Source organism: Alteromonas salexigens (genome assembly GCF_025628895.1).
Taxonomy (GTDB): Bacteria; Pseudomonadota; Gammaproteobacteria; order Enterobacterales; family Alteromonadaceae; genus Alteromonas; species Alteromonas salexigens.
Genome location: NZ_JAOTJC010000006.1, coordinates 692,671 through 719,005 on the forward strand (window position 1 = coordinate 692,671; position 26,335 = coordinate 719,005).

The 26,335-nt window shown below is 50.7% G+C and carries 25 protein-coding genes and 1 pseudogene; 20 read left to right on the forward strand and 6 right to left on the reverse strand.

Translation table 11 applies throughout. The features are described from left to right. Positions 1-126: 126 nt before the first annotated feature. A complete protein-coding gene (locus OCL06_RS07145; RefSeq protein WP_262993045.1) occupies positions 127-978 on the forward strand; it encodes a MurR/RpiR family transcriptional regulator in 852 nt (283 codons plus the stop codon). A gap of 249 nt (positions 979-1,227) precedes the next feature. Further along, positions 1,228-2,664 (forward strand): pyruvate kinase, encoded by a 1,437-nt coding sequence (gene pyk / locus OCL06_RS07150; protein WP_262993046.1) that lies wholly within the window; start codon positions 1,228-1,230, stop codon positions 2,662-2,664. Positions 2,665-2,742: 78 nt separating this feature from the next. On the opposite strand, the gene OCL06_RS07155 is transcribed toward pyk, so the two are convergent. Next, entirely contained in the window at positions 2,743-3,294 is a 552-nt protein-coding gene (locus OCL06_RS07155) for an NAD(P)H nitroreductase (protein ID WP_262993047.1), read from the reverse strand. A gap of 240 nt (positions 3,295-3,534) precedes the next feature. Between OCL06_RS07155 and OCL06_RS07160 the strand changes: the two genes are divergently transcribed. The 4 genes from OCL06_RS07160 to OCL06_RS07175 all read left to right on the forward strand — a co-directional run bounded on the left by OCL06_RS07160 (position 3,535) and on the right by OCL06_RS07175 (position 7,193). After that, entirely contained in the window at positions 3,535-3,738 is a 204-nt protein-coding gene (locus OCL06_RS07160; RefSeq protein ID WP_262993048.1) for a hypothetical protein, read from the forward strand. 112 nt (positions 3,739-3,850) lie between these two features. Next, positions 3,851-5,713 (forward strand): signal peptide peptidase SppA, encoded by a 1,863-nt coding sequence (gene sppA / locus OCL06_RS07165; protein WP_262993049.1) that lies wholly within the window; start codon positions 3,851-3,853, stop codon positions 5,711-5,713. A 3-nt stretch (positions 5,714-5,716) separates the two neighbouring features. Further along, positions 5,717-6,223: a SprT family zinc-dependent metalloprotease gene (locus OCL06_RS07170; protein WP_262993050.1), complete on the forward strand. Its 507-nt coding sequence runs from the start codon at positions 5,717-5,719 to the stop codon at positions 6,221-6,223. A 187-nt stretch (positions 6,224-6,410) separates the two neighbouring features. Beyond that, a complete protein-coding gene (locus OCL06_RS07175) occupies positions 6,411-7,193 on the forward strand; it encodes a hypothetical protein (RefSeq protein ID WP_262993051.1) in 783 nt (260 codons plus the stop codon). Positions 7,194-7,207: 14 nt separating this feature from the next. Here OCL06_RS07175 and OCL06_RS07180 read toward each other — a convergent pair whose 3' ends face one another. Next, entirely contained in the window at positions 7,208-7,477 is a 270-nt protein-coding gene (locus OCL06_RS07180) for a hypothetical protein (RefSeq protein WP_262993131.1), read from the reverse strand. Between OCL06_RS07180 and OCL06_RS07185 the strand changes: the two genes are divergently transcribed. The 3 genes from OCL06_RS07185 to OCL06_RS07195 all read left to right on the forward strand — a co-directional run bounded on the left by OCL06_RS07185 (position 7,410) and on the right by OCL06_RS07195 (position 11,796). Continuing rightward, a complete protein-coding gene (locus OCL06_RS07185; protein WP_262993052.1) occupies positions 7,410-9,032 on the forward strand; it encodes an ABC-F family ATPase in 1,623 nt (540 codons plus the stop codon). The two genes, OCL06_RS07180 and OCL06_RS07185, sit on opposite strands and share 68 nt — an antisense overlap. 280 nt (positions 9,033-9,312) lie before the next feature. Further along, positions 9,313-9,840, forward strand: a complete 528-nt coding sequence (locus tag OCL06_RS07190; protein ID WP_262993053.1) for a methanogen output domain 1-containing protein — start codon at positions 9,313-9,315, stop codon at positions 9,838-9,840. Between the two features lie 3 nt (positions 9,841-9,843). Further along, positions 9,844-11,796: a PAS domain-containing hybrid sensor histidine kinase/response regulator gene (locus tag OCL06_RS07195; protein WP_262993054.1), complete on the forward strand. Its 1,953-nt coding sequence runs from the start codon at positions 9,844-9,846 to the stop codon at positions 11,794-11,796. A 33-nt stretch (positions 11,797-11,829) separates the two neighbouring features. Here OCL06_RS07195 and yfbV read toward each other — a convergent pair whose 3' ends face one another. After that, positions 11,830-12,276: a terminus macrodomain insulation protein YfbV gene (yfbV, locus tag OCL06_RS07200; RefSeq protein ID WP_262993055.1), complete on the reverse strand. Its 447-nt coding sequence runs from the start codon at positions 12,274-12,276 to the stop codon at positions 11,830-11,832. A 122-nt stretch (positions 12,277-12,398) separates the two neighbouring features. Here yfbV and OCL06_RS07205 point away from each other — a divergent pair, with 122 nt between their 5' ends. The 5 genes from OCL06_RS07205 (at position 12,399) to infA (ending at position 15,309) form a co-directional block, all read left to right on the forward strand. After that, a complete protein-coding gene (locus tag OCL06_RS07205; RefSeq protein ID WP_262993056.1) occupies positions 12,399-12,521 on the forward strand; it encodes a hypothetical protein in 123 nt (40 codons plus the stop codon). A gap of 18 nt (positions 12,522-12,539) precedes the next feature. Then, a complete protein-coding gene (trxB, locus tag OCL06_RS07210; protein ID WP_262993057.1) occupies positions 12,540-13,502 on the forward strand; it encodes a thioredoxin-disulfide reductase in 963 nt (320 codons plus the stop codon). 58 nt (positions 13,503-13,560) lie between these two features. Further along, positions 13,561-14,307, forward strand: a complete 747-nt coding sequence (gene aat / locus OCL06_RS07215) for a leucyl/phenylalanyl-tRNA--protein transferase (RefSeq protein ID WP_262993058.1) — start codon at positions 13,561-13,563, stop codon at positions 14,305-14,307. Continuing rightward, a complete protein-coding gene (locus OCL06_RS07220) occupies positions 14,304-15,014 on the forward strand; it encodes an arginyltransferase (protein ID WP_262993059.1) in 711 nt (236 codons plus the stop codon). Before aat ends, OCL06_RS07220 begins: the two co-directional genes overlap by 4 nt. A gap of 76 nt (positions 15,015-15,090) precedes the next feature. Next, positions 15,091-15,309, forward strand: a complete 219-nt coding sequence (gene infA, locus OCL06_RS07225) for a translation initiation factor IF-1 (protein WP_014949333.1) — start codon at positions 15,091-15,093, stop codon at positions 15,307-15,309. An 80-nt stretch (positions 15,310-15,389) separates the two neighbouring features. Here infA and clpA read toward each other — a convergent pair whose 3' ends face one another. After that, complete coding sequence (clpA, locus tag OCL06_RS07230) at positions 15,390-17,666, reverse strand: ATP-dependent Clp protease ATP-binding subunit ClpA (RefSeq protein WP_262993060.1); 2,277 nt, start codon at positions 17,664-17,666, stop codon at positions 15,390-15,392. Between the two features lie 24 nt (positions 17,667-17,690). Beyond that, positions 17,691-18,011 (reverse strand): ATP-dependent Clp protease adapter ClpS, encoded by a 321-nt coding sequence (gene clpS, locus OCL06_RS07235; RefSeq protein WP_262993061.1) that lies wholly within the window; start codon positions 18,009-18,011, stop codon positions 17,691-17,693. 202 nt (positions 18,012-18,213) lie between these two features. Here clpS and cspD point away from each other — a divergent pair, with 202 nt between their 5' ends. After that, positions 18,214-18,432, forward strand: a complete 219-nt coding sequence (gene cspD / locus OCL06_RS07240; RefSeq protein ID WP_262993062.1) for a cold shock domain-containing protein CspD — start codon at positions 18,214-18,216, stop codon at positions 18,430-18,432. Between the two features lie 150 nt (positions 18,433-18,582). On the opposite strand, the gene OCL06_RS07245 is transcribed toward cspD, so the two are convergent. Continuing rightward, positions 18,583-20,808, reverse strand: a complete 2,226-nt coding sequence (locus OCL06_RS07245) for an NADP-dependent isocitrate dehydrogenase (protein ID WP_262993063.1) — start codon at positions 20,806-20,808, stop codon at positions 18,583-18,585. A 402-nt stretch (positions 20,809-21,210) separates the two neighbouring features. Between OCL06_RS07245 and OCL06_RS07250 the strand changes: the two genes are divergently transcribed. The 5 genes and pseudogenes from OCL06_RS07250 to OCL06_RS07270 all read left to right on the forward strand — a co-directional run bounded on the left by OCL06_RS07250 (position 21,211) and on the right by OCL06_RS07270 (position 26,316). Further along, positions 21,211-21,756, forward strand: a complete 546-nt coding sequence (locus OCL06_RS07250; RefSeq protein ID WP_262993064.1) for a pseudouridine synthase — start codon at positions 21,211-21,213, stop codon at positions 21,754-21,756. A gap of 148 nt (positions 21,757-21,904) precedes the next feature. Beyond that, positions 21,905-23,017 (forward strand): annotated as a pseudogene (gene mnmA, locus OCL06_RS07255) (tRNA 2-thiouridine(34) synthase MnmA); the annotation flags it as partial. Beyond that, complete coding sequence (hflD, locus tag OCL06_RS07260; RefSeq protein WP_262993065.1) at positions 23,017-23,643, forward strand: high frequency lysogenization protein HflD; 627 nt, start codon at positions 23,017-23,019, stop codon at positions 23,641-23,643. The pseudogene mnmA and the gene hflD, both read left to right, overlap by 1 nt. Positions 23,644-23,657: 14 nt before the next feature. Further along, on the forward strand, positions 23,658-25,034 hold the full coding sequence (purB, locus tag OCL06_RS07265; RefSeq protein ID WP_262993066.1) for an adenylosuccinate lyase: 1,377 nt from the start codon (positions 23,658-23,660) through the stop codon (positions 25,032-25,034). A gap of 52 nt (positions 25,035-25,086) precedes the next feature. Then, the gene (locus OCL06_RS07270; RefSeq protein WP_262993067.1) at positions 25,087-26,316 is read left to right on the forward strand and encodes an adenylate/guanylate cyclase domain-containing protein; all 1,230 of its coding nucleotides are present in this window, start codon (positions 25,087-25,089) and stop codon (positions 26,314-26,316) included. Positions 26,317-26,335: the final 19 nt, after the last annotated feature.

Consider the following 26,335-nt stretch of genomic DNA (forward strand, 5'->3'; position numbering starts at 1 on the left):
GAAATATCCGCATCCGGACGTCACCAAGACTGTCAAAAAATTACATTTTACTTGTCACCACTGTTACATTCAGTAGACTAACGCTAAAGGAATGTTACGCATTATTGCATCAACAGCTGCACTCGTATGAATATATTAGAAAAAATAACGCAAAATAACGCTGCTTTCAGTAAGTCTGAACGTAAAGTTGCAGAAGTCATTCTGGCCAACCCGCAAACTGCCATCCATTCGAGTATAGCAACGCTGGCAAAAATGTCTGATGTCAGTGAACCTACCGTCAACCGGTTCTGCCGGCGCCTGGACACTAAGGGCTTTCCGGACTTCAAACTGCATCTTGCGCAAAGCCTCGCCAACGGCACACCTTATGTGAACCGGCACGTTGATGAGCTTGATGGTCCTGAGGAATACACCAATAAAATTTTCGAATCGACGATGGCGTCACTGGAAGTTGCCCGCCAGTCTGTGGATGTAAACGTAGTAAACCGCGTGGTAGATCTGCTTACCCAGGCGCAGAAAATTTCATTCTTTGGCCTGGGCGCATCCGCATCGGTAGCTCATGATGCGTTGAATAAATTTTTCCGTTTCAATGTGCCGGTTGTCTACTTTGAAGACATCCTTATGCAACGCATGAGCTGTATGAACTGTTCAGACGGCGACGTAGTCGTGCTGATTTCGCACACAGGCCGCACCAAGAGCCTGGTTGAAATCGCCCAAATCGCACGCTCCAACGACGCTACCGTGGTCGGTATAACCTCTGGCGGCAGCCCACTGGCCAATGAATGCAATTATGTATTGTCGTTAGAAGTGCCGGAAGATACAGACATGTACATGCCAATGGCGAGCCGTATTGCTCAGCTTACCTTAATTGACGTACTGGCAACGGGCTTTACCCTGCGGCGGGGCAATAAATTCAGAGAAAACCTCAAGCGCGTTAAAGACACCCTGAGGGGCTCGCGTTATGAGAAGCGCGGCGACTAGCTCATCGCGCTCACCCGATAGAATAAAAAACGCCAGTGTATATGGCGTTTTTTTTCACCTGCGGACACCGTAATTTACGCCTATACTGGTATGCGCAGTTAACAATTTTTCTGCTGACGTTCACATTTATGTCAGATTCAACTACTATTCTGTAATAAAATTACGAAAAGAGACTACAGCACCACGGTAGTGAAGCCGTCGAGCGTGCTATTTTCTTTCACCTAAACGACCAAGAGACTGCAGAACATTATGACCAGAAGAACGAAAATCCTTGCCACCTTAGGCCCTGCTACAGATTCACTGGAGAAAATCCAGGCTATTATCGACGCGGGCGCTAACGTGGTTCGAATGAACTTCTCTCACGGCCAGGCGGAGGATCACATCGAACGGGCAAAGCGCGTTCGGGAAGCCGCCAGTAACCTTGGCAAATATGTTGCCATTCTGGGTGATCTGCAAGGACCAAAAATTCGGGTCGCGCGGTTTAAAGACGGCGCCGTCACGCTTAAAGAAGGCGCCGCCTTTATCCTGGATGCGGAAATGAACAAGGATGACGGCGACGAGAATGCCGTTGGCATCGACTACAAAGCGCTGCCTGACGATGTGTCTGCTGACGATATTCTGTTGTTAGACGACGGCCGTATCCAACTAAAAGTAACTGCTGTTAAAGGCCGCCAGGTGCACACTGTAGTCACGGTACCCGGTAAACTGTCCAATAACAAAGGCATTAACCGTCAGGGCGGCGGACTGTCGGCGGAAGCACTGACCGAAAAAGATAAACAGGATATAAAAACAGCCGCTAAGATTGGTGTTGATTACCTGGCCGTGTCATTTCCCCGCAGTGGCGCAGACTTAAACTATGCCCGCGAACTGGCCCAGCAAGCTGGTTGTAATGCGATGATTTGTGCCAAAGTCGAGCGTGCAGAAGCTGTTGCATCAGACGAAGCTATCGATGACATTATCAGTGCATCTGATGCCGTTATGGTAGCCCGTGGAGATTTGGGTGTTGAGATTGGCGATGCTGAACTGGTGGGTGTGCAGAAGAAGCTCATCTCCCGCTCGCGCCAGTTAAATAAAGTAGTGATTACGGCCACGCAAATGATGGAGTCGATGATTGACAGCCCAATGCCGACCCGTGCAGAGGTGATGGATGTCGCGAATGCCGTGCTGGATGGCACCGATGCAGTGATGTTGTCTGCAGAAACTGCGGCCGGTAGCTATCCGGTAGAGACCGTACAGGCAATGGCCCGGGTCTGTGAAGGTGCAGAAACCCACCCCAGCGTGAAATTGTCTAAGCACCGGATGGATGAACTGTTCAGTTCGGTCAGCGAGACCGTAGCATTGTCAGCTGTGTATGCGGCCAACCATTTGCCAAGCATTCGTGCCATCGTCGGGCTTACCGAAAGCGGCAATACGCCCAAACTGATGTCCCGCATTACCACCACATTGCCTATCATTGCGCTATCCCGTCACGAGCACACCCTGAACTCCATGGCGTTATTCCGTGGTGTGAAGCCTGTTTATTTTGACTCCCGTCAGAGTGAGCCGGGCCAGCTTAAATACGACGTAATGAATGCGCTGAAAGCCCATGGCCTGGTAAAATCAGGCGACAGCGTCATCATGACCTATGGTGATGAGATGGAAAAAATTGGTGGCACCAATGCAATGAAAATTGTTCAGGTAGACTGATTTTTTATGACGAGACAATAACAAAAGGAGCCGAATGGCTCCTTTTTTTATTAGCTGCAAAATGTGGTCAATGACGGCCTAAGACCAGAACTCAAAATAATCTGCAGTATCGCGTTGCGGTTTTGCCGCTCCTTCGAATGCAGGCGTTCCTACATATAAGAACCCGACCAGCTCATCGCCTTCGGCCAGTGAAAATGCTTCCCGTACCGTATCACAGTGTGCGTAGCTGCCGGTTCGCCACATGCCACTGAAACCCTGCGCCACAGCCGCCATCTGCATCGCCATTACCGCGCAGGATGCAGAAGCGATTTGTTCTACCCGAGGCACTTTTTCGTGTTCCTGATATTTGGCAATTGCCACGATAACCATGGGAGCCCGCAACGGCAGCTGCGGGGCACGCTCAATTTCTTTTTCTGATTTGTCGTTATCAATGGCTGATTGCTCAAAGATAGCGCCCAATTTCGTTAGTCCCTGCCCTTCACAAACAATGAAACGCCATGGTGTCAGGCAGGCGTGATCAGGTGCACGTAGCGCTGCCTGCATAATATTTTCCAGAGCATCACCCTGCGGCGCGGGGGCTTTAAGGCGCGGCTGAGATGCGCGATTTAATAACAACGACAATGCATCCATTAAGCACTCTCCTGTAACTGATAGGCCTAAAAATTACTGTTTTCATCCTACGCATGAGACCACCAAAAGACCAGTTCCGCAATCAATTCAGGCATATAATATTCTCATGATACAGGGCCCTCCGCCGGTAAATTTCCCTGTTGGCATATTCCTTCAATTGGAGCCAGGAAAACAGGGCTGCTCCCTAACCGTTCGTGGTAAACTTTGCCTGAAACGAGCTGTAACCGGAACGAACCCAGGATGCCGAAAAAACACGCCTCCCCACGCGTCCACGCCGATAAACCGGCTTCCCCACTTCGCCGGATTTTCGCTCGGGGCCATGAAAAAACCGGTTACCGCCCTTCAACCGGAAACCTGTTGCTGCAGTTTAGCGAGCAGGATCATCGTCGTATCGCACAGCTTATTGCGAAGTGGCTTGAAGATGAGGACAATACCAAGCTGTGAAATCATGCCCGGCTATGTTTCTGCCTGGTCATAATTCATTACAATTTAGACTCGCGGCAAAGCGCGGATCCTATACTATGACAGTTAATCTACTCTGAGGTAACGAGATATTATGGCTGCCAACGGAAACTGGACGAAATCCTTATTTACTGGCCTATGGACGGTGCTGAACTTTTGCCGGAAGTTATTCTTCAATATTATATTTATTATTATCATTGTCGGCGTCTTCATTGTGCTATCCCAAGACGATGATCCCTTGTCAGTTAATGCTGACAGTGCGCTTTATCTGAATTTAAAAGGTAAACTGGTCATTGAGAAAGAAGCGGTCGATCCGTTTGAACAGTTTATGCAGGAAGTGTTCGGTGATGAGCCGGAAAATCCTGAAGTGCTGGTTCGCGACGTTGTCAAAGTCATCGAGAACGCGCAACAGGACAGACGCATTAAAGCGATGGTACTGGATCTGCACGGGCTCACCGGCGGTGGACTGGACAAGCTGCGGACCGTTGCCTCAGCGATAGATGCCTTCAAAGCATCTGACAAGCCGGTATATGCAATAGGTGACTACTTCACTCAGAGCCAGTATTACCTGGCCGCTCACGCTGACAAAGTTTATCTTAATCCGATGGGGGCATTATTGCTCGAAGGATATGGGCGTTACGGCCTATACATCAAAGATATGCTCGAAAAGCTCAAGGTCACCACCCACATCTTCCGGGTTGGCACTTACAAGTCTGCTGTCGAACCATTTATGCGCAACAGCATGTCCGATGCGGCTAAGGAAGCCAATAAGCAGTGGCTGGATGCATATTGGGCGCAGTATAAAACCGATGTTGCCGCCGCGCGAAATATGGATACCAGTAATTTCGACGAAACCCTGCAAGGGTTACTGGCTAAGTTCAACGAGGCCGGGGCCGACTTTGCGCAATACGCTCTGGACAATGGCTGGGTAGACGCCCTGAAAACCCGTGAGGAAGTTCGCTTAGAATTAGTGAACCTGGTGGGTAAAGACGACAATGATCTGGGCGTCAATGTCACCCCCTTCGCCACTTACCTGAAAGTCGTTAATCCTCCCCTTCCCCGTGCCGAAAACGACATGGATAAGGTCGCTATAGTAGTAGCCAAAGGCACTATTTTAAACGGCAACCAGAAGGCCGGGACAATTGGCGGCGACAGCACCGCACGCTTACTGCGCCAGGCGCGCCTGAATGACAACGTTAAAGCGGTAGTGCTGCAGGTAGATACTCCGGGAGGCAGCTCGTTTGCCTCTGAAGTGATTCGCCAGGAAGTGCTGGAACTGCAAAGTGCCGGTAAGCCGGTGGTGGTTTCTATGAGCACGTACGCAGCATCTGGTGGCTACTGGATAGCTGCCGATGCCGACCGCATTTTTGCTTCGCCAAGCACTATCACGGGTTCGATCGGGGTGTTTGGCATGTTCATGACCTATGAGAATAGCCTCGACTATCTGGGTATTAACAGTGATGGTGTGGGCTCCACAGAACTGGCCGGGTTCTCGCCGGCACGGTCGCTGGCACCAGAGTTCGGTCAGATTTTGCAAAATAACGTTGAGAGCAGTTATCACAACTTTATCTCAATGGTGGCCGATGCCCGGGGTATGACTGTGAGCGAAGTCGACAGTATCGCTCAGGGGCGGGTATGGATTGGCGAGACTGCGTTAGAGCTGGGTCTGGTAGATGAATTGGGAACATTAAATGATGCGGTGATGGCTGCCGCGGACCTTGCCGATTTAGAGAAATATGACACCTTCTATGTTGAGCGTCGTTTGTCGCCGCAGGAGCTGTTCTGGAAAGAATTTTTCGGACAAGCCATGGTATGGGCGGCCAAGTGGCAATTTGCCCAGTCGGACTCTGCGCTGATGGGAATGGTTAAGAGTGTGTTGCAGGAATTCAACACCTTGCAGCAGCTGAACGACCCTATGGGAGTGTATGTACTTTGTCTGCCCTGCAATATTAGGTAAGAAGTGAGCCAGGTAACCCAAACTGCCCGCGCTGCGGTCATGCAGCGTGTGGCACACTTGTACAATGAGGCACAACAGCATTTTCAGCGCCGCTTTCCTCTTCCAGAGATAACCTACCGACGCTCAGGAAGAAATGCCGGTACGGCCTTTCTTAATCAAAACAGGATAAACCTGAACGGCCCTCTGTTTACCGCTAACCAATCAGCGTTTCTGGCAGAAGTGGTGCCCCATGAGGTTAGTCATCTGCTGGTCTGGCAGTTATATGGGCGGGTGAAGCCACACGGCGAACAATGGCAATATGTCATGGAAACCGTGTTTGACACCCCGGCCACCACTACCCACCAGTTTGATCTGGCACCCCTCAATATTTCCACGTACCCGTATCGGTGCCAGTGCGACGTCGTGCAGTTATCCGTACGTCGTCACAATAAAGTTTTACGGGGACAGCGGTATGTCTGTCGGCGCTGCAATACCTCTCTTGTGGCCTGCACCTCCACTGCTACTTCCTGAAATACACCAATTCTGCCGTTACATAGCTAACTAAAAAGTTTAGTCGTTATAACAATATCTTCTATACAAGGCAGAAAGTCTGCACTACTGCTATGCTCCATTCGCACTATCTGTGAGTTGGTAATGGCACCTAAGGTGTCAGTGGTTGATGTGAAAACTCATACCTTTCAACACAGAGGATAAAACAATGAACAAGCGGTTATCACTTTTTCCCTTAGTGGTCTTTCTTTGTCTCGGCCTGGTCTCGTCACCGTTACTTGCAGACCACCATGGTAAGAAAGACAAAGAATGGCTGGCCGAATCATGGATTATGACAGCCAAAGCAGATGCTATGCCTCAGCTCGAAAAAGCCATGAAGGCCCACGTAAAACACCGGCAGGAAAATAATGACCCACGTAACTGGAAGGTATACTCGCCCGTATTCGGTGATGACCTCAACCGGTTGCTAGTCAGAGCCGGCGGCATTACCTGGGAAGACATGGACAGCTACAGAGACTGGGTTCAGTCATCTAACGTAATGGAACACTGGGAGGCCAATGCCGGTAAGCATGTGGCACACTATGGCCACCATCTGTCTTACATGGATACTGACAACAGTCACTGGGGCCCGGATGTGAAGTACAATTATGTGTGGGTTACCACGCATACCATCAAGCCCGGGCATGGTAGCGCGGTGAGTAACGATATAAAAATTCTCTCCGATGCAGCCAAGGCTGAAAAATGGCCCTATCACTGGGGCATTGGCTACAGTGTCAGCGGGGAGAATCAGGTTATGATTGCCATTCCTTATGAGAGCTGGTCAGCCATGGCCAAGCCAGAAACGTCTTTTATGGAAATGTTGGCAAAGCACATGAAGGATAAAGACAAAGCCAAAGAAACGATGAAACGCTGGGCCTCTCATTTCACCCACACCCATGAAAATGTGTGGGCATTGCGTAACGATCTGATGCCTGAAACTAACGCCAGGTGATAATCTGAGCAGTTTTAAAGGTTTATTGCAGCAGGGTGTGCCCCACCCTGCTGGTCTTCCTGACTCCCGACACCGTCAATAATTCCATCCAGCTCCATACAAAAAAGGCGAAATTTTCCTCGACTCTCGCTAACGATTTCTTTATATTGCGCGCCCGCTGGCGTGATTCCTATTTCGCCCGCTGTCTTATCACCGACCCGCTGGATACCTATTACTTTGATCACCACTGCCAACATTACGATGCAATTTGGCTCGTCGCCTTTGTTTGAAAACATTTCTGCCAAATTTGGCAACGGTAACCGTTACGGCCTCATTGGCGCTAATGGTTGCGGCAAGTCTACCTTTATGAAAATTCTCAGCGGGGAGCTTACTCCCACCGCAGGTAACGTGTCGATGTCGCCGGGCACCAAACTGGGTGTACTAAGCCAGGATCAGTTTGCCTTTGAGGAAATGAGCGTGGTAGACACAGTGATCATGGGTGACCGGGAACTGTGGGAAGTGAAACGCGAGCGGGATGAAATCTACAGCAAGCCGGATATGAGTGAAGAAGATGGCATGCGCGTGGCTGAACTTGAAACCCGGTTCGCCGAAATGGACGGCTACACGGCAGAGGCCCGGGCAGGCGATATCCTGATCGCGGCCAGTATTGATGAGTCATACCATTTTGGGTTAATGAAAGAAGTAGCACCGGGTAAGAAAGTACGTGTGCTGTTAGCGCAGGCGCTTTTTGCAGAGCCGGATATTCTGTTACTCGATGAGCCCACCAACAACCTGGATATCTACACAATCAACTGGCTGGCGGAAGAGCTGAACAAGCGCAAATCCACCATGTTGATTATTTCCCACGATCGTCATTTTTTGAACTCCGTATGTACCCACATGGCCGACATCGACTATGGCGAGCTACGTGTTTACCCGGGTAATTATGATGCATACGTAGAAGCGGCAATGCTGGCACAAGAGCAATTGCACCAGGAAAATGCCAAAAAGTCCGCTGAAATTGAAGAGCTGCAATCGTTTGTGGCCCGCTTTTCAGCAAATGCATCAAAAGCAAAACAGGCCACGTCCCGCGCCAGACGTTTGGAGAAAATTGAGCTGACGGAAGTAAAGGCTTCCAGTCGCCGCAAACCCTTCATCCAGTTTAAGCAACATAAAAAACTTCATCGCCTTGCCGTGACCCTGGAAGACCTGGGACACAGCTATCCCGGGGTGCCGTTATTTGATAACGCAAACCTGCTTCTTGAAGCTGGCTCGCGACTGGCCATAATCGGCGAAAACGGGGCAGGCAAAACTACCCTGCTCAAGTGTCTGGTCGATGATTTAGCCCCGTCTGAAGGTTCCGTGAAGTGGGCAGAAAACGCCGCTATTGGTTATATTCCTCAGGACAGTTCCGCCGAATTTGACTGCGATCTCACACTGTTTGACTGGATGTCACAGTGGCGGTTGCCAAAACACGACGATTTACAGGTTAAAGGCATGCTGGGTCGCCTGTTATTCTCCTCCGATGACTTTAACAAGAAAGTACGGGTTTGTTCCGGTGGTGAGAAGAACCGCCTGTTATTCGGAAAGCTGATGCTTCAGGATATCAACGTGCTGGTCATGGACGAGCCGACCAACCACCTTGATATGGAATCTATCGAGGCGTTGAATAACGCGCTATTCAAGTTTGACGGCACCGTTATTTTTGTCAGTCACGATCGGGAATTCGTCTCCTCTCTGGCCACGCAGGTAATTGAAGTACGTGAGCAGCAGCTCACCCATTTCGACGGCACCTATGAAGAATTCCTGGCCCACCGCCAGGAGGCATTGCGAGATAACCGCGAGGCTCTGTCAGCCTGATTGCCTGAGATAAAATATCTTCACCGACCCGTTCTGCACTGAGCGGGTCGGTCGTATTCCCTTTGTTTATTTTATTAGTTAGTTCCTGCCCTTTTCCCTAACGCAATACCCATCAAGTATTCCAACCGCCTATTTCAAAGAAAAAATCGTTAGACCAGTGTAGCTGTTTTGTTTCCCATGGACCCGGCACCCCCAATTCACTTCCGGTTTGAGTAAACACAGACTAGTATTACTCTACACGTTACAATGTTTTGTAATACCGATGCTTTAAGGGGCGCAAATGGCGAACGATAACCGTATACCCGTATTACAACTGCCCCTGGAGCGCGATGTTTTTCTGCGTGGGCTTATCCATCATCTTGCAGGCACGCTGGAAGACGTAGTGGGCATTGATGATGCCTCTGGCTTTATCAGTGTGGTTGGTCAGCGAGTTGGCGAAGATTTAAATCGACAGTACCTGAATGGACTAAACCTCGATTCACTTAGCCGCGAACAGGTCAGTGATGTACTGGTAGACCTGAAGCGCAGGATCAAAGGCGATTTTTTTGTTATTGAGGAAGACGATACAAAAATTGTATTGGGCAACCGCCGGTGTCCCTTTGAAGATAAAGTGAAAGACCGCCCCTCTATGTGCATGATGACCTCTAATGTGTTTGGTACCATCGCTGCCGAAAACCTCGGCTATGCCCGGGTGGAGTTGCAAGAGACGATTGCTACTGGCTCTCCCCAGTGTCGGGTCTCCGTACACCTAACGCCCACCAAGGATACAGACACTCAACCAGGTATTGAATATTACCGGGCAGAATGACCAATGACAGATGCACAGCAGTACGCACGTCTTCTTCAGTTACAGCCTTACCCGGCGGTGATAATCGCAACAGACGGCGAGATCCTGCTAGCTAATGAGGCCGCCACGGAATTACTCGCAACCAATAATCTGCAAAATCAGAATCTGCTTTCCTTAATCGTCCCTGAGGGACTCAGTAAGTTCAAAGACTATCTGCGCGCCTGTTCCCGTAGTTCCCAACCATTAATGGGCACAGCAGTCATCCGGGCCACTACCAATAGTCAGACATGCTACGGCGCGGTATTATCCTCCGGCGACCAAAATACTAACAAAACGCTGTTTCTCCGCTTTCAAAATAAGCGCCAGTCCAATGTGCGGTTTTTAAGCCTGCAGGCTAAGCTCGAGCGACTCAACCGGGAAATAACCCGTCGTAAAGAGATGCAGGCTGAGCTGCTTAAAAAAAGCACTTTTTTACAGGCAACACTGTCCAGTATTGCTGAAGGCGTGCTCATCACCGACACGCAGGGCAATATTGATTATTTAAACCCTGTTGCTGAAAAACTCACCGGCTGGAGCCAGGAAGAAGCCCTAGGTGAGCCGGCAGCTTCTGTTTTTGCTCTATGCGATGAACACGACCACGTCTTTTGCCCGCTAGATGGTACTCAGCCAGGGAGCAATGTTGCTATATCAGGCGTTGCCACTCACTTACTGAGCAAACATGGCAAGGCGGTGCCTGTGGAGTTAAACAGCGCGGAAATTAGCGTTAACGGCGTGTCAGAGGGTGTCATCACAGTCTTTCACGATGTGACTGTGCGTCAGCGTATGGAGGCGCAATTAAGAGAGCGCGCCGCCCGACTGGAATTGCTGGACACCCGCAAGAACCAGTTTATGACCATGCTGGCCCATGAATTACGTACACCATTAACCCCTATCAGCTATGCGACCCAGGCAATGCGGTTATCCCCTCCAGATGCGGAAGGCTCACAGGCCCCGTTAGGAGTGATTGAGCGCCAGGTTCGTCACATCAAACGCCTCGTCAATGAAATGCTGGATGTTTCGCGGGTAGCCAACGGCAAGCTGGAAGTTGAAAAAGAAAATCTCGACCTGATCGCGCTGGCCACGACGGTATGGGATGACTACCAGCAAATTTTTTCAGATGCCGGCATTCACACTCACCTCAGCATCCTGGCAGAGGATGCCTGGGTAAATGGCGACAGGGACAGGCTAGTACAGATTTTACAAAATCTGTTAAACAACGCGCTCAAATTCACCCCCCAGGGCGAAACGATTGAACTTGCCCTGTCTGTTAGTGAAACGCAGGCCATCATTGAAGTCATTGATACCGGTGTGGGTATTAACAATGAAGACTGCGCAGATATTTTTGAACCATTCACTCAGGCGGCGCAACCGCTGGACAGAGAGCTAGGAGGGCTGGGCATTGGTTTATCGTTGGTAAAAGGGATGGTATCCCTGCATGGCGGTACGGCCTCGCTACACAGTGAAGGAAGGGGCAAAGGGACCAGGGTAAAAATCACCTTACCGATTATCCAGGCGCCCGGTGAATCTCAGGTGTTACCAGAAGAGCTGCACCCTGTGCTTCCGCCCTGTCGGATACTCATCATTGAAGACGATGAAGATACCGCCACGGCAATGAGTTTGCTGTTACAGCTCAAAGGCCATGATGTGGTGTGGGCGTCTGACGGCCTGGAAGGCGTACAAAAAGCCACTGCGGTCCCACCAGACCTAATTATCTGCGATATTGGATTACCCGGGCTGGACGGCTTTGCGGTAGCCCGGCAATTACGTAAATCTGAGCTGACGGCACAGCTACCGATGGTAGCCTTGTCTGGCTATGGGGAAACGGCTTTCGTGAAAAAAGCGGAGCAAGCAGGATTTAACCTGCATATCACCAAGCCAGCGGAATTGGCCGACCTGCATAACGCAATAGCGCTGGTGACCAGCGGCACGACGGTATAGTCTAAACGCCGCTTCCAGCGGGTCTTAAACCATTTAAAACCAGCTGCGGGTATACATTCTGTCGAGATCACTGAACGCTGTTTTCAATAGCGTTGCCAGCTCCATATAGCGGGGGCGGGCTTTCAGTGTCTGCACGGCACATCCCTGACTACGCATTTTGCCGTGAATTTCCTGATACCAGTGTTTTAGCTGTGGCGGAAGTAACTGATTAGACCGGTGGCCGAGCCACATCAGCCCTTGCAGGGGTAAACTCAAAAAAAACAGCCCCACCGTAATGATCTGTGGCATGAATTCAGCACCCAGGGTGTTAAATAAGGTCACGCACGCTAACACCGCCAGCGGTGGCATTGCTTTTACGGCCAGCTGAGTGGCCGTTACCACCCGGCATTCGGGAAAATGCGCGTACAATTCTTTTTTCACCGGCCAGGTATGCATGTACTCCTGCCCGTCACGAAACAGTGAAAATACTGATTGTGCCATGATTCACCCCACTACTGCGCTTTACCTCAGCAGGTCGTCTGCTTCGGTTCTACTAACAGTATACTGTTTTTCTATAATACTGACCAAAACAAGTTAAAGCTCACTCTTAGTGAAGAGTGACAATGGCCGTGGTAAAAGGCATCATAGGCACAAATTTTTTCAGCCTGGCTGGTGTAGCGATTGAATCTGTTGATTTTGCCCCAACCTTGCCTGTTAGTCGTATTATTTTGCCACAGTGGCAATGAAGATTTTTGGAGTTAATAATGTCAGAGAGCAGACACGTTCGTCTTCTTATTTTAGGTTCAGGCCCGGCAGGTTATTCTGCGGCCGTGTATGCGGCCCGTGCTAACCTGGAGCCCGTGCTGCTGACCGGGATCCAGCAAGGTGGCCAGCTGACAACCACCACCGAAGTAGAAAACTGGCCGGGCGATCCTGAAGGCCTTACCGGCCCGGACCTGATGGTCAGAATGCAGAAACATGCCGAGAAATTTAATACTGAGATTATTTTCGACCATATTAATAAAACCGACCTGACTAAGCGTCCGTTTACTCTGTATGGCGACAACGGCACCTATACCTGTGACGCGCTGATTATTGCCACGGGCGCATCGGCGAAATACCTGGGTATGGAATCTGAACAGGCCTTCATGGGCAAAGGGGTATCAGCATGTGCCACCTGTGACGGATTCTTTTATCGTAACCAAAAAGTTGCTGTTGTAGGCGGCGGTAATACTGCGGTGGAAGAAGCCCTTTACCTGTCGAATATTGCCTCTGAAGTTCACGTTATTCACCGTCGCGATGAATTCCGCAGTGAAAAAATTCTTGCGCAACGCCTGCGGGATAAAGCAGAAAACGGCAACGTGACGCTGCACCTCAACCGGACACTGGATGAGGTCATCGGCGATGAGATGGGCGTGACCAAGATCCGCATCAAGGACACCGACAGCAGCAATACTGAAGAGCTGGATATCATGGGCTTGTTCATTGCCATTGGCCATAAACCCAATACCGATATTTTCCAGGGTCAGCTTGAAATGAAAGATGGCTATATCGTGGTCAACAGTGGGTTACAGGGTAATGCTACCCAGACCAGCGTAGAAGGTGTGTACGCCGCGGGTGACGTCAGCGACCACGTATACCGGCAGGCCATCACCTCAGCCGGCACCGGTTGTATGGCCGCACTGGATGCTGAAAAGTATCTTGACGGCCTGAAGATGGAACAATAAGTTTGGTTGGCGGGCCTAAGCCCGCCTTTTTATATCGTCAGTCATACCGTTTACTACCATGATCGAGTTGCCGTATCTTCACGAATCTACCCCCTTCCCCAATGTGAACACTGCGCTGGAAGAGCCCAATGGCTTATTGGCATTCGGAGGTACCCTCGATGTAAACCGGTTATTCAATGCTTACAGTAACGGTATTTTTCCCTGGTTTGGCGAAGACGAACCAATATTGTGGTGGTCTCCGGATCCACGGTCTATCATTCCCTTAGACGCGTTTTACGCAAGTCGCAGCCTGCGCAAGCTGGCAGCAAAACATCTTTATCGCATAACGCTTAACTACGATTTCTCGCAGGTCATCAGAGCCTGTGCGTCCATTCCCCGTAAACATCCGGGCAGTGACGAAATCAGCGCCGACACCTGGATCACAGACGATATGCAGCAAGCCTACACAAACCTGCACCATGCAGGCCTGGCCCACTCAGTGGAGGTGTGGGAAGACACCACCCTGGTGGGCGGCTTGTACGGCGTTGCCATTGGCGAGGTATTTTGTGGCGAGTCCATGTTTCACCGCAAAGCGAATACCTCCAAGCTGGCTATGCTGGCGTTGGTACAGCATATGCGTGCGCATAAACTGGCATTCATTGACTGTCAGTTACCCACGGACCACCTGGCATCACTGGGCGCCACTACTTTGCCTCGCAGCGAGTTTCTCGATCGCCTTCACCAGCATGACGAGACCCTGGACGAAACGGGTAGCCTGCGGGCGTCATACCAGGAGTGTTGGTCCAAACAGGACATTACCCCATGAGGTTTGGCATCACTCAGCCGGCAGCGTGCAGCTACCTCGCGGATCAACAGGAGCAGTTGCTGGTCTTTGCTGAAGAGGAGACGGAGCTGGGGCGACGTTACGCTCAGTTAATTCAGGCAGGATTCCGCCGCAGTGGCGACCAGATATACCGTCCCCACTGCCCGCTATGCCAGGCCTGTGAATCTATTCGACTGCCGGTATCTGAGTTTCAGCCTTCCCGAAGTCAGCGTAGATTATTAAAGAAAAATGCCGCGCTACGCTCGGTATTTACCCGCACGGCCGGTACTGATTATTATCCCTTGTATGCGCGCTATATTAACGAACGTCACGCCGACGGGACCATGTATCCGCCGTCACCAGAGCAATTTGAAGGCTTTATCCATTGCACCTGGAACCCCCCGGCTTTCGTTGAGGCATATGATGGCGAGACGTTGATCGCAGTGGCGGTTTGCGACGTATTAGACGACAGCACAAGCTGTGCAATGTCAGCGCTGTACACGTTTTTTAACCCCGACTACGGGCACGCGTCTCTGGGCACCTGGATGATACTGCAACAAATTCATCATGCGCAGGAACAAGGGATGAAATACGTTTACCTTGGTTATCAGGTCGACAGCTGCCAGAAAATGGCGTACAAGGCGGATTTTTTCCCACACGAGCGTTTTCGGCACCACCAATGGCATCGCGTTGACAAAAAAAATCGGTAATTGCTTTACACTGAGGTGTAGATTGGTTACTGTCTGCGCGGCAAAAATTTTGACTTATTTGAGGTAACTGCTTTACATGGCGAAAGAAGATTGTATTGAAATGGAAGGAACGGTACTGGATACCCTTCCTAACACGATGTTCCGCGTTGAGCTTGAGAACGGTCACGTGGTGACCGCACACATCTCCGGCAAAATGCGTAAAAACTACATCCGGATCTTGACCGGTGACAAAGTAACGGTAGAGATGACACCGTACGACCTGACTAAAGGCCGTATCGTGTACCGTGCAAGATAATTCGCCAGACAGCGGTCCCCGCTACAAAAAAAGCCCGATATAATATCGGGCTTTTTTGTGTCTTGCTGAAAGAGACGCAATCAGTTTGACTGCGTCTCTGCTTTTTCTGCATTTACTCCCGCGTAAGTAAACTTCAGCTTATCGTCCTTCATATGCACTTTCACGCTACCGCCTTTGTTAAGCTCACCAAAGAGCAGTTCGTTGGCCAGCTCCTTCTTGATTTCATGCTTAATAAGGCGAGCCATTGGACGTGCCCCCATGGCTTTGTCATAGCCTTTCTCGGCCAGATAAGCACGGGCGGCAGAGGTCACCTCCAGTGACACCCCTTTCACGTCCAGCTGAGCCTGGAGCTCGATAATGAACTTGTCCACAACTTGCAGAATAATCTCTGAGTCCAGGTGATTGAACCAAATGATACCGTCCAGCCGGTTGCGGAATTCCGGTGAAAACACCTTATTAATTTCACTCAGGGCATCATGGCTGTGATCCTGCTGCTTAAAGCCAATAGATTTACGCACCGTTTCCTGCACACCGGCATTGGTGGTCATTACCAGCACCACGTTACGGAAATCGACTTTACGGCCGTTATTATCGGTCAGCGTGCCGTGGTCCATCACCTGCAACAGAATGTTGTAGATATCGCTGTGCGCCTTTTCAATCTCATCAAGCAGCACCACCGAATACGGGTTTTTAATTACCGCATCGGTAAGCAAGCCCCCCTGATCGAAACCTACATAGCCCGGGGGCGCACCAATTAGGCGACTAACCGCATGCCTCTCCATGTACTCAGACATATCAAAGCGCACCAGCTCAACACCCATAATTTTTGCCAGTTGCTGGGTCACTTCGGTTTTACCTACCCCGGTAGGACCGGCAAACAGGAAGCTGCCAATAGGCTTTTCTTCCGCCCCCAGCCCTGAGCGGGACAAGTGAATTGAATCGGTCAGGTTCTCGATAGCATCATCCTGTCCGAACACCACCATTTTCAGGTTGCGAGACAGATTCTTCAGCACTTCTTTGTCTGACGCAGATACCGACTTCTCGGGGATGCGGGCCATCTTCGCAATGATTTGCTCAATATCGGTTACATTAATCGTTTTCTTACGCTTCGACTGCGGTAGCAGGCGCTGGCTGGCGCCAGCCTCGTCCATCACATCAATGGCTTTGTCTGGTAAGTGCCGTTCATTAATGTACTTGGCAGAAAGCTCTGCCGCTGCCTGCAAGGCTTTCTGTGTAAACCGGACACTGTGGTGTTCTTCATAGCGCGATTTCAGACCTTGCAGAATTTTGGTGGTATCGCTGACGCTGGGTTCTGTAATATCCACTTTCTGGAAGCGGCGCGCCAGGGCACGGTCCTTTTCAAAAATACCCTGATATTCCTGATACGTGGTCGAGCCAATGCAGCGCAATTCGCCACTGCTCAGCTTAGGCTTCAGCAGGTTAGACGCATCCATCACACCACCAGACGCTGCTCCGGCGCCTATGATGGTATGAATTTCATCAATAAACAGAATCGCATCTTTGTCTTTGCCCAGCTCACGTAAAATGGCTTTCAGGCGCTTCTCAAAATCACCCCGGTATTTGGTGCCGGCGAGTAGGCCGCCCAGATCTAAAGAGTAGACTGTACTGTCGGCTATTACATCAGGCACGTCGTTATTAACAATCCGGTAGGCTAACCCTTCTGCAATGGCAGTTTTACCCACGCCGGCTTCACCCACTAACAGCGGGTTATTTTTACGGCGCCGACACAGGATCTGAATAGTGCGCTCAAGCTCAGAATCCCGGCCAATGAGTGGATCGATCTTGCCATCCTGGGCCTGCTTATTTAAATCAGTGGCGTATTTGCTCAACGCCGAACTGTTTTCATCACCTTCGGCATTTTCTTCATTCACCTCAGGGGCAGCAGACTCTTCATCATCCACTTTACTGACACCGTGACTGATGTAATTCACTACATCCAGGCGGGTCACATCAGCTTTCTTAAGGATATAGACAGCCTGGGATTCCTGCTCGGAGAAAATGGCCACCAACACATTGGCACCGGTCACTTCGTCTTTACCCGATGATTGCACGTGAAAGACCGCCCGTTGCAACACACGCTGAAAACCTAGGGTGGGTTGTGTCTCACGCTCGTTCGCCTGGTCTTCCAGGATCAATGGTGTGGTGTCTTTGACGAACTCTATCAGTTCACTTTTAATGGCATCGATGTTCGCGCCACACGCTTTCAACGCATCCCGGGCAGCGGAGTTATCCAATAATGCCAGGAGCAGGTGCTCTACCGTCATAAACTCATGGCGGTGCTCACGGGCAAACACAAACGCCTCGTTCAATGTTTGCTCTAATTCTTTATTCAACATATCGCTCGCCCTCTACTGGTTGACTTACGCCTGCTCCATGGTGCACATAAGCGGATGATGATGCTTACGTGCGTACTGATTGACCTGCATCACTTTCGTCTCTGCAATCTCTGCAGTGAATATGCCGCAAACCGCTTTACCATGGTAATGTACGGTCAGCATGACTTGATTGGCCTTCTCAGCATCCAAATTAAAAAAATGCATGAGTACTTCGACCACGAAATCCATTGGCGTGTAGTCGTCATTATTCAGTAATACTTTGTACATCGGGGGCGGTTGCGCCTTCTTGCGAACCGCGTCTTTCTGTTTTTCCTTCTCTATACCGATCGCGTTGTCTTTACTCATAATTTAATGATAGTGCCTTCAGCAGCAATGTCGCGGAATTTTTACAATTTAAAGAAATTACGCAAAATGGCCTTGACATAAGGTGGTTAAAATATCTACAGTTTGATTATGGTCATGTGAAGTGACGCACATACCATTGTGCCCTAACCTTTATTGTGGGGGCATACAAGTGTGAGTTCAAGGATTAAGAGGAAGTCGAAGTATGGCGGTTGGCAAAGTTAAATGGTTTAACAACGCAAAGGGTTTCGGATTTATCGTTCCTGAAGATGGTGGCGAAGACATTTTCGCGCATTACTCTACAATCCAGATGGAAGGTTACCGGTCATTAAAAGCAGGTCAGGAGGTCACATTTGACGTCCAACAAGGCCCCAAAGGGCTACACGCAGAAAATATCGGTTTTATAGAAGAGCCAGAACGTTAATTCGATAATCTGTTATCGAGTCAACAAAAGGGTCTATTACTGCAGTACAGTCAGTAGTGGGCCTTTTTTATGCGGATAAGAATCCCGCCCGTCTCACACAAAAAAGCCCGGCACTTGGAATGCCGGGCTTTTTTAGTCAGTCACTAAGCGTTAGGCGCTAAGCACCTTATGCAGAGTTGCACTTGGTGACATCGCCTTAGCCAGTTTTTCAGTATCCGGGTAGTAGTAACCGCCGATATCCTGCGGCTTACCCTGAGTAGCATCGATTTCAGCCATAATGGTGTCGATGTTCTCAGACAACTGCTCGTACATAGGACGGAACAAATCAGCCAGTTCTTTATCTTCTGTCTGATCAATCACTTCTTTCGCCCAGTACATGGCCAGATACACGTGACTACCGCGGTTGTCCAGCTGCCCCGCTTTACGCTGTGGCGATTTGCCGTTATTCAGCAAGGTTTCCGTCGCCCGATCCAGCGCTTGTCCGATAATTCTCGCACGCGGGTTATCGTGCTTCAGCGCAGCATCTTCCAGCGACACTGCCAGCGCCAGGAACTCACCCAGTGAATCCCAACGCAGATGCCCTTCTTCAACAAACTGCTGTACGTGTTTAGGTGCAGATCCACCGGCACCGGTTTCATACAGACCACCACCGGCCATCAGTGGCACGATTGAAAGCATTTTCGCACTGGTACCCAGCTCCAGGATCGGGAACAGGTCAGTCAGGTAGTCACGCAGTACGTTACCGGTAACAGAAATTGTATCCAGGCCACGAATTGCCCGCTCCATGCTGTAGCGAATAGCGCGTACCGGCGACATGATTTCAATATCCAGGCCGTTAGTATCGTGGTCTTTCAGGTACTCATTCACTTTTTCAATCAGCTGACGGTCATGGGCACGTTCATCATCAAGCCAGAAGATAGCCGGCATACCCGACTGACGGGCACGGGTCACTGCCAGTTTCACCCAGTCCTGAATTGGCGCGTCCTTGGTCTGACACATGCGCCAGATATCGCCCTCTTCTACATCATGCTCAATCAGCACAGTGCCGTCCTGATCGACAATTTGTACGGTACCATCGGCTTCGATTTCAAAGGTTTTGTCGTGCGAGCCATACTCTTCCGCTTTTTGCGCCATCAGGCCCACGTTCGGTACTGTTCCCATCGTAGTCGGGTCAAAGGCACCGTGAGTTTTACAGAAGTTGATCGCTTCCTGGTAAATCGTCGCGTAGGTACTTTCCGGAATAACCGCTTTGGTGTCGTGTGGTTTTCCATCCGGTCCCCACATTTGCCCTGAATTACGGATCATGGCAGGCATCGAGGCATCAACGATAACGTCGCTGGGCACATGCAGATTTGAAATACCTTTATCAGAATTTACCATCGCGATGGGCGGACGGTCTGCATAACAAGCGTTAATATCACGTTGAATTTCAGAGCGTTGCGACTCCGGTAACGAGGCAATTTTATCGTAGACACTGCCCAGACCGTTATTCGGATTTACGCCCAGCTCTTCAAACAGCTCACCGTGCTTATCAAACAGTTGCTTATAAAATACTTTGACACAGTGACCAAATACGATGGGGTGCGACACCTTCATCATGGTGGCTTTTACGTGCAATGAGAACAATGTGCCCGTGTTCTTCGCATCTTCAATTTGTTCTTCGAAGAATTCACACAGCGCTTTTTTGCTCATGAACATGCCATCGATAACTTCACCCGCCAACAGGCTGACTTTCGGCTTCAGGGTCTTTTTGGAGCCGTCTTTACCGGTAAATTCAATGCTAACAGCAGTGTCGTTAGGCACGGTAGTAGACTTTTCGCTGGAGAAAAAGTCACCGCCACGCATGTGTGCTACGTGTGAGCGCGAGGCCTGGCTCCACTCGCCCATGCTATGAGGGTGTTTGCGGACATAATTTTTCACGGCAATGGGGGCGCGGCGATCTGAGTTACCTTCACGCAATACCGGATTTACCGCACTGCCGAGGATTTTGCCATAACGCTCGCGGATTTCTTTCTCTTCATCGGTTTGCGGGTCTTCCGGAAACGCGGGCACATCATACCCGGCGGCATTCAGTTCTTTAATAGCAGCACGTAATTGTGGAATTGACGCACTGATATTCGGTAATTTGATAATATTCGCATTTGGGTTTTGGGTGTAGTCACCCAGCTCGGTCAGCGCATCCGCGACTTTTTGGTCGTCTTTCAGGAAGTCGGGGAAATTTGCCAGAATACGACCGGCCAATGAGATATCACTGAGTTCTACGTCGATGTCAGCGGCACCAGCGAAGGTTTTGATAATCGGAAGAAACGAGTATGTCGCCAGCATGGGCGCTTCGTCAGTTTTGGTGTAGATGATTTTCGACTTGGCTTTGGTCATTATATACCTCAATGTTGTCGGTAGCTGACTACCTGAATTAAGTCCATTCGCGCGTTATCCAATAACTACGCCTGTGTGCCGGGTACCCGTTGTTAAGCCGGGTTGCCGGATCTGTGTAAGGTTCTCAAACGCCAGACTTACCGCGTATCAATGCCGTATTAACGAACCAGGGCAAAGAAAGACGAACAGCAGTCAGGCTGCGCATACACAAACGCGTCGCGCACAATAGTATAGGGTCGATTAGAGCAGTTACAAGTCATACCATTGCTGTAAGTGGAGGGATCACTTTACGTTTGCGTCAAGATTAGTCAGGAACGGTGCAAAATCCCGCCGCTTACTGCAAGCACGAACAGTGCAACCTTGTTATACTAGACTGCTCTATGAAGTAATCAGGTAAACACCATGGCATCTCCCTGTATCGTATTGTTCAACAAACCTTTTCAGGTATTGTCTCAGTTTACTGACGGCGAGGGCCGCCAAACACTGAAAGACTTTATTGATGTCCCGGACGTGTATGCTGCTGGCAGACTCGACCGTGACTCAGAAGGCCTGCTGGTGCTCACCAATGACGGCAAGCTACAACATAAACTCGCCCACCCGGAAGCCAAAACCAGTAAAACCTACTGGGTTCAGGTGGAAGGCGAGCCTAATTATGCGGCAGTGAACAGCCTTGCTCGGGGTGTGGAATTAAAAGACGGCATGACCCTGCCAGCCAAGGTGAAGCGTATCGACCCGCCACCGGTGTGGGATCGCTACCCGCCAGTCAGATTTCGCCAGTCTATTCCTACTTCCTGGCTGTCGATCACTATTACCGAAGGCAGAAACCGCCAGGTACGCCGCATGACGGCGAAAGTGGGTCACCCTACCCTGCGTTTAATTCGCTACCGGGTAGGCAGCTGGACCATTGATGGTATTGATAATGGTCAGTATCTCACCGTCCCGCTGTAAGGGTCTGAGCGACTTGTTAAGCTGCTCTGCTTCACATTGCTTACGACTGCAATGAGGTATAAGCCATAGCTGTATTGATCGTGAAACGGGCAAGGCTTTCTGATAAAATCCGCGGCCTTAACTACAGCAACCAGAGAGATTAGAGCAAACGGTGTCTGAATCAGCCTCCCCAGCCAGCAAAAAAGTGATCGTCGGCATGTCCGGCGGTGTGGATTCTTCCGTCTCAGCCTACCTGTTGAAAGAGCAGGGCTATCAGGTGGAAGGCCTGTTCATGAAGAACTGGGAAGAAGACGATAATGATGAATACTGTGCGGCTGCCGAAGATTTGCAGGATGCGCAGGCGGTAGCCGATAAACTGGGTATTGAGCTGCATACCATCAATTTTGCCGCGGAGTACTGGGACAACGTTTTCGAATATTTTCTGGCTGAATATAAAGCGGGCCGCACCCCAAACCCCGATATCATGTGTAACAAGGAAATTAAGTTTAAAGCATTCCTTGAATTTGCTGCCGAAGACCTGGGTGCTGACTACATCGCCACGGGCCATTACGTGCGTCGCCGGCATCAGGACGACCACTGGCAAATGCTGCGTGGCCTAGATAACAACAAAGACCAAAGTTATTTCCTTTATACGCTGGGTGAAGAGCACATCGCCAAAACGCTGTTTCCGGTAGGGGAACTTGAGAAGCCACTGGTACGCAAAATAGCTGAACAGCAAGACCTGGTGACTGCGGATAAAAAAGACTCTACCGGGATTTGCTTTATTGGTGAGCGCAAGTTTAAAGACTTTCTGTCGCAATACCTGCCCGCTCAGCCAGGCAAAATAGAAACCGCCGAAGGCGAAGAAATCGGTACCCATGAGGGTCTGATGTACCACACCCTGGGTCAGCGCAAAGGCCTGCATATCGGTGGACTGAAAGATTTCGGCGATGATCCCTGGTACGTGGTAGATAAAGACGTCGAGCGTAACGTACTGATTGTCGGTCAGGGCGCCGACCATCCTCGCCTGTATTCAGACGGTCTGGTGGCCAAGCAATTACACTGGGTGGACCGAACGCCACTGAATACCCCGGTTAAAGCCGTGGTAAAAACCCGTTATCGTCAACAGGACATCCCCTGCACTATCACCCCGCGTGGAAATGACGAGGTGGAAGTGATTTTTGATGAGCCGCAAAAAGCCGTGACCCCGGGCCAGTCAGCTGTATTCTACCAGGATGAAGTCTGCCTGGGCGGCGGCATTATTGAGAGTTATATCCGCTGATGCTAGAGCCAGAAATTGAACAAACCCTGGCGCTTGCCGGGGTGTGTCAGGCAGCCACACTGGTACAGCAGCTGGCACGCAAAGGTACGGTAGACAAAGAGGCGTGTGAAGCCTCGCTCTCCAGTATTCTGGTGACCGACCCGGAAACCCCGCAACATGTGTATGGGCAGCTGAGTAACCTGAAAGTAGGTTACCGCACCTTGGTTACTCAATTGTCAGACAAACCTGCGGCCAAAGACACCGAGCTTACCCGTTACATCGCCAGTATTCTGGGCCTGGAACGCAAACTTGCGAAAAAGCCTGCCGCGCTGAGTGAGCTGGGTGAACGTATTTCTCACGTGCAGCGGCAACTGGCTCATGTAGAGTTTGATAACGTGCAGATTGCCTCGTCGCTGGCCAGTATTTATTCTGATGTAATCAGTCCCCTTGCCCCCCGGATCCAGGTCGCCGGCAATCCCGATTACCTTGGCCAGCCGGTGCATCAGCACCGGGTGCGCGCACTGTTACTGGCCGGCGTGAGATCCGCTGTTATGTGGCGCCAGATGGGCGGCCGCCGCCGTCAGATCCTGTTTAAACGCAAACACATTTTACATAGCGCAACCCAAGCGCTCAGATTAATCAATTAGTTGAGGAGCTAAAGGTGGAACTGACTCAGTTGACCGCAATTTCCCCTGTCGATGGTCGCTACGCTGGCAAAAGTGAAGCATTACGCAGTATTTTCAGTGAGTACGGATTGCTGAAATACCGGGTGCAGGTAGAGGTACGCTGGCTGCAAATGCTGGCCGAACACGACCAGATTGCAGAAGTTCCTGCCTTCAGTAACCAGTCAAACCAGTTGCTCAATGATATCGTCGCCAACTTCTCGGTGGACGATGCCATGCGCATAAAAGAAATCGAGCGTACGACTAACCACGACGTCAAAGCCGTGGAATACTTCCTGAAAGAACAGGTCGCCGATAACAGCGAACTGAATGCCATCAGCGAATTTATTCACTTTGCCTGCACCTCAGAAGACATCAACAACCTATCCCATGGACTGATGTTACGAGAGGCCCGGGACGAGGTGTTACTCCGCTACTGTGATGAACTGATTGACGCTATTACGAACCTGGCCAGAAAATATAAAACTGTGCCTATGATGGCCCGTACCCACGGTCAGCCGGCCTCGCCCACTACCATGGGTAAAGAGATGGCCAACGTGGTAGTACGCTTACAACGTCAGCGCGAGCAAATTGCCGCAGTGCCTTTGCTGGGCAAAATTAACGGTGCGGTGGGTAATTACAATGCCCATTTATCGGCCTACCCAAACATCGACTGGCATGCGACCTCAGAAGCGTTCGTCAGCAGCCTGGGACTGACCTGGAACGCTTACACCACGCAAATTGAGCCCCATGACTACATTGCCGAGTTATTCGACGCCGTGGCGCGCTTTAATACTATCCTGATTGATTTTGACCGGGATATCTGGGGCTACATTGCGCTGGGCCACTTTAAGCAGAAAACCGTCGCCGGTGAAATTGGTTCATCCACCATGCCGCACAAGGTGAACCCCATAGACTTTGAGAATTCCGAAGGTAACCTGGGGCTGGCCAATGCGATTTTTGATCATCTGGCTGCCAAACTGCCTGTTTCACGGTGGCAGCGCGACCTGACCGACTCAACTGTACTACGTAACCTGGGTGTGGGCGTGGGCTACGCCGTCATTGCCTATCAGGCCACTCTGAAAGGCGTGAGCAAGCTGGAAGTCAACGAGCAAAGCCTGTTAAACGAGCTGGACAGCAACTGGGAGTTGCTTGCCGAGCCTATTCAGACAGTGATGCGCCGTTACGGCATTGAAAAGCCTTACGAGAAGCTGAAGGAATTAACCCGGGGCAAACGCGTCAATGCCCAGGCTATTGCCGCCTTCATCGATGCGCTCGATATGCCAGAAGCAGCGAAAGACGAGCTCAAAGCTTTGTCGCCAGCCACCTATATCGGCCAGGCAATCCGGCTGGTAGATCAGTTATTAGCTGACTAACTTCCCGGTACACTTCCGGTAGATGTCCAGCCTGGGCACTACCGGAGCTATCATGTACCAATCACCGGCACGCAGTGCCACCGAACGCCATATTCTCAATCAGATACAGGCCACTACCCGACTGGTGCTGATTTGTTTGTTCCTGCAACTCCCCTTTGCCGTTTACCTGCTACTCGCCAGTACCCCTTTAGCGCTCTTCAATTTATCTGTGCATTGTGCCGCTCTGGGGGTGACATACTGGCTCTGCGTCAGACAGCTGTGGCGTCCTGCTCGTGACTTGCTGCTAACTGGTTTTCTCACCTTCATAACATGGGCCACGCTTATCTGGCCGGCGGGATTGGCCATCCCATACTTTTTACTGTTAGGCAGCGTAACCTGCGGCTTCTTTTTTCGAAATTCAGAGCGTCTGCCCCAGCGGGTGTGGGCAGTAACGTTTGCTAGCGTGTTTGTGGCGCTGAGGATACGCCACATTGAGACCTCCCACGGGCTTTACCACATAGTTACTATTAGCAATACGGTGTTGCTGGCTGTAGCCAGCCTGCTCATCTTACATTGTCTGCAAACCCACACGTCGCGACGCTGGCAAAGTATGGCTAGCCGGCAGCAAGCCCTGCAGGCGCAGCTGTCCGCGCTGTTACCCCCTTTTTTAACCACCCGGGGCAACACCTGTGAACCAGGACAGTCCCGGCCGATGGACTCGTGTGTGGTGTTGTTTGCCGATCTTACCGGTTTCCGGCAACTCACCGATCAGCTCGGTGATGAAGGCGTGTTTGCTTTATTACATACCCTATACCGACGCTTCGATGAACGGGCACTACATGCCGGCATAAGACGAATAAAAACCAATGGCGACGAGTACATGGCCGCCATTTCTCCTGAGCTTACAGGCTTGCCCGAAGAACAAACGACGACACTTACCCGACAAATGCTTAGCTTTGCGCGGGGACTGCTACATGACTGTGAATACGTGGCAGCGAATACAGACATTCCGGTCAATATTCGTATAGGCGTTGCAGCAGGACCAGTAAGGGCAGGAGTCATTGGAAATCAGCGCTCTTCTTTCGATATCTGGGGGCGCACCGTCAACCTGGCGTCCATGCTGGAACAGCTCTGTGAACCCAACCGGGTATTATTAAGTGACAGCGCCTACCACACGTTACCGCCCCTGCCCTTTAACCTGAAACGGCGGGCGGTATTCCTGCCCAACGGGCCGGCGAGAGCATGGCAATTCACCGCGGCTGCCATTGATGCACTGGGCAATTGCCGCCATAATGCAGCCTGATTTCTCCAGATATTTTTTT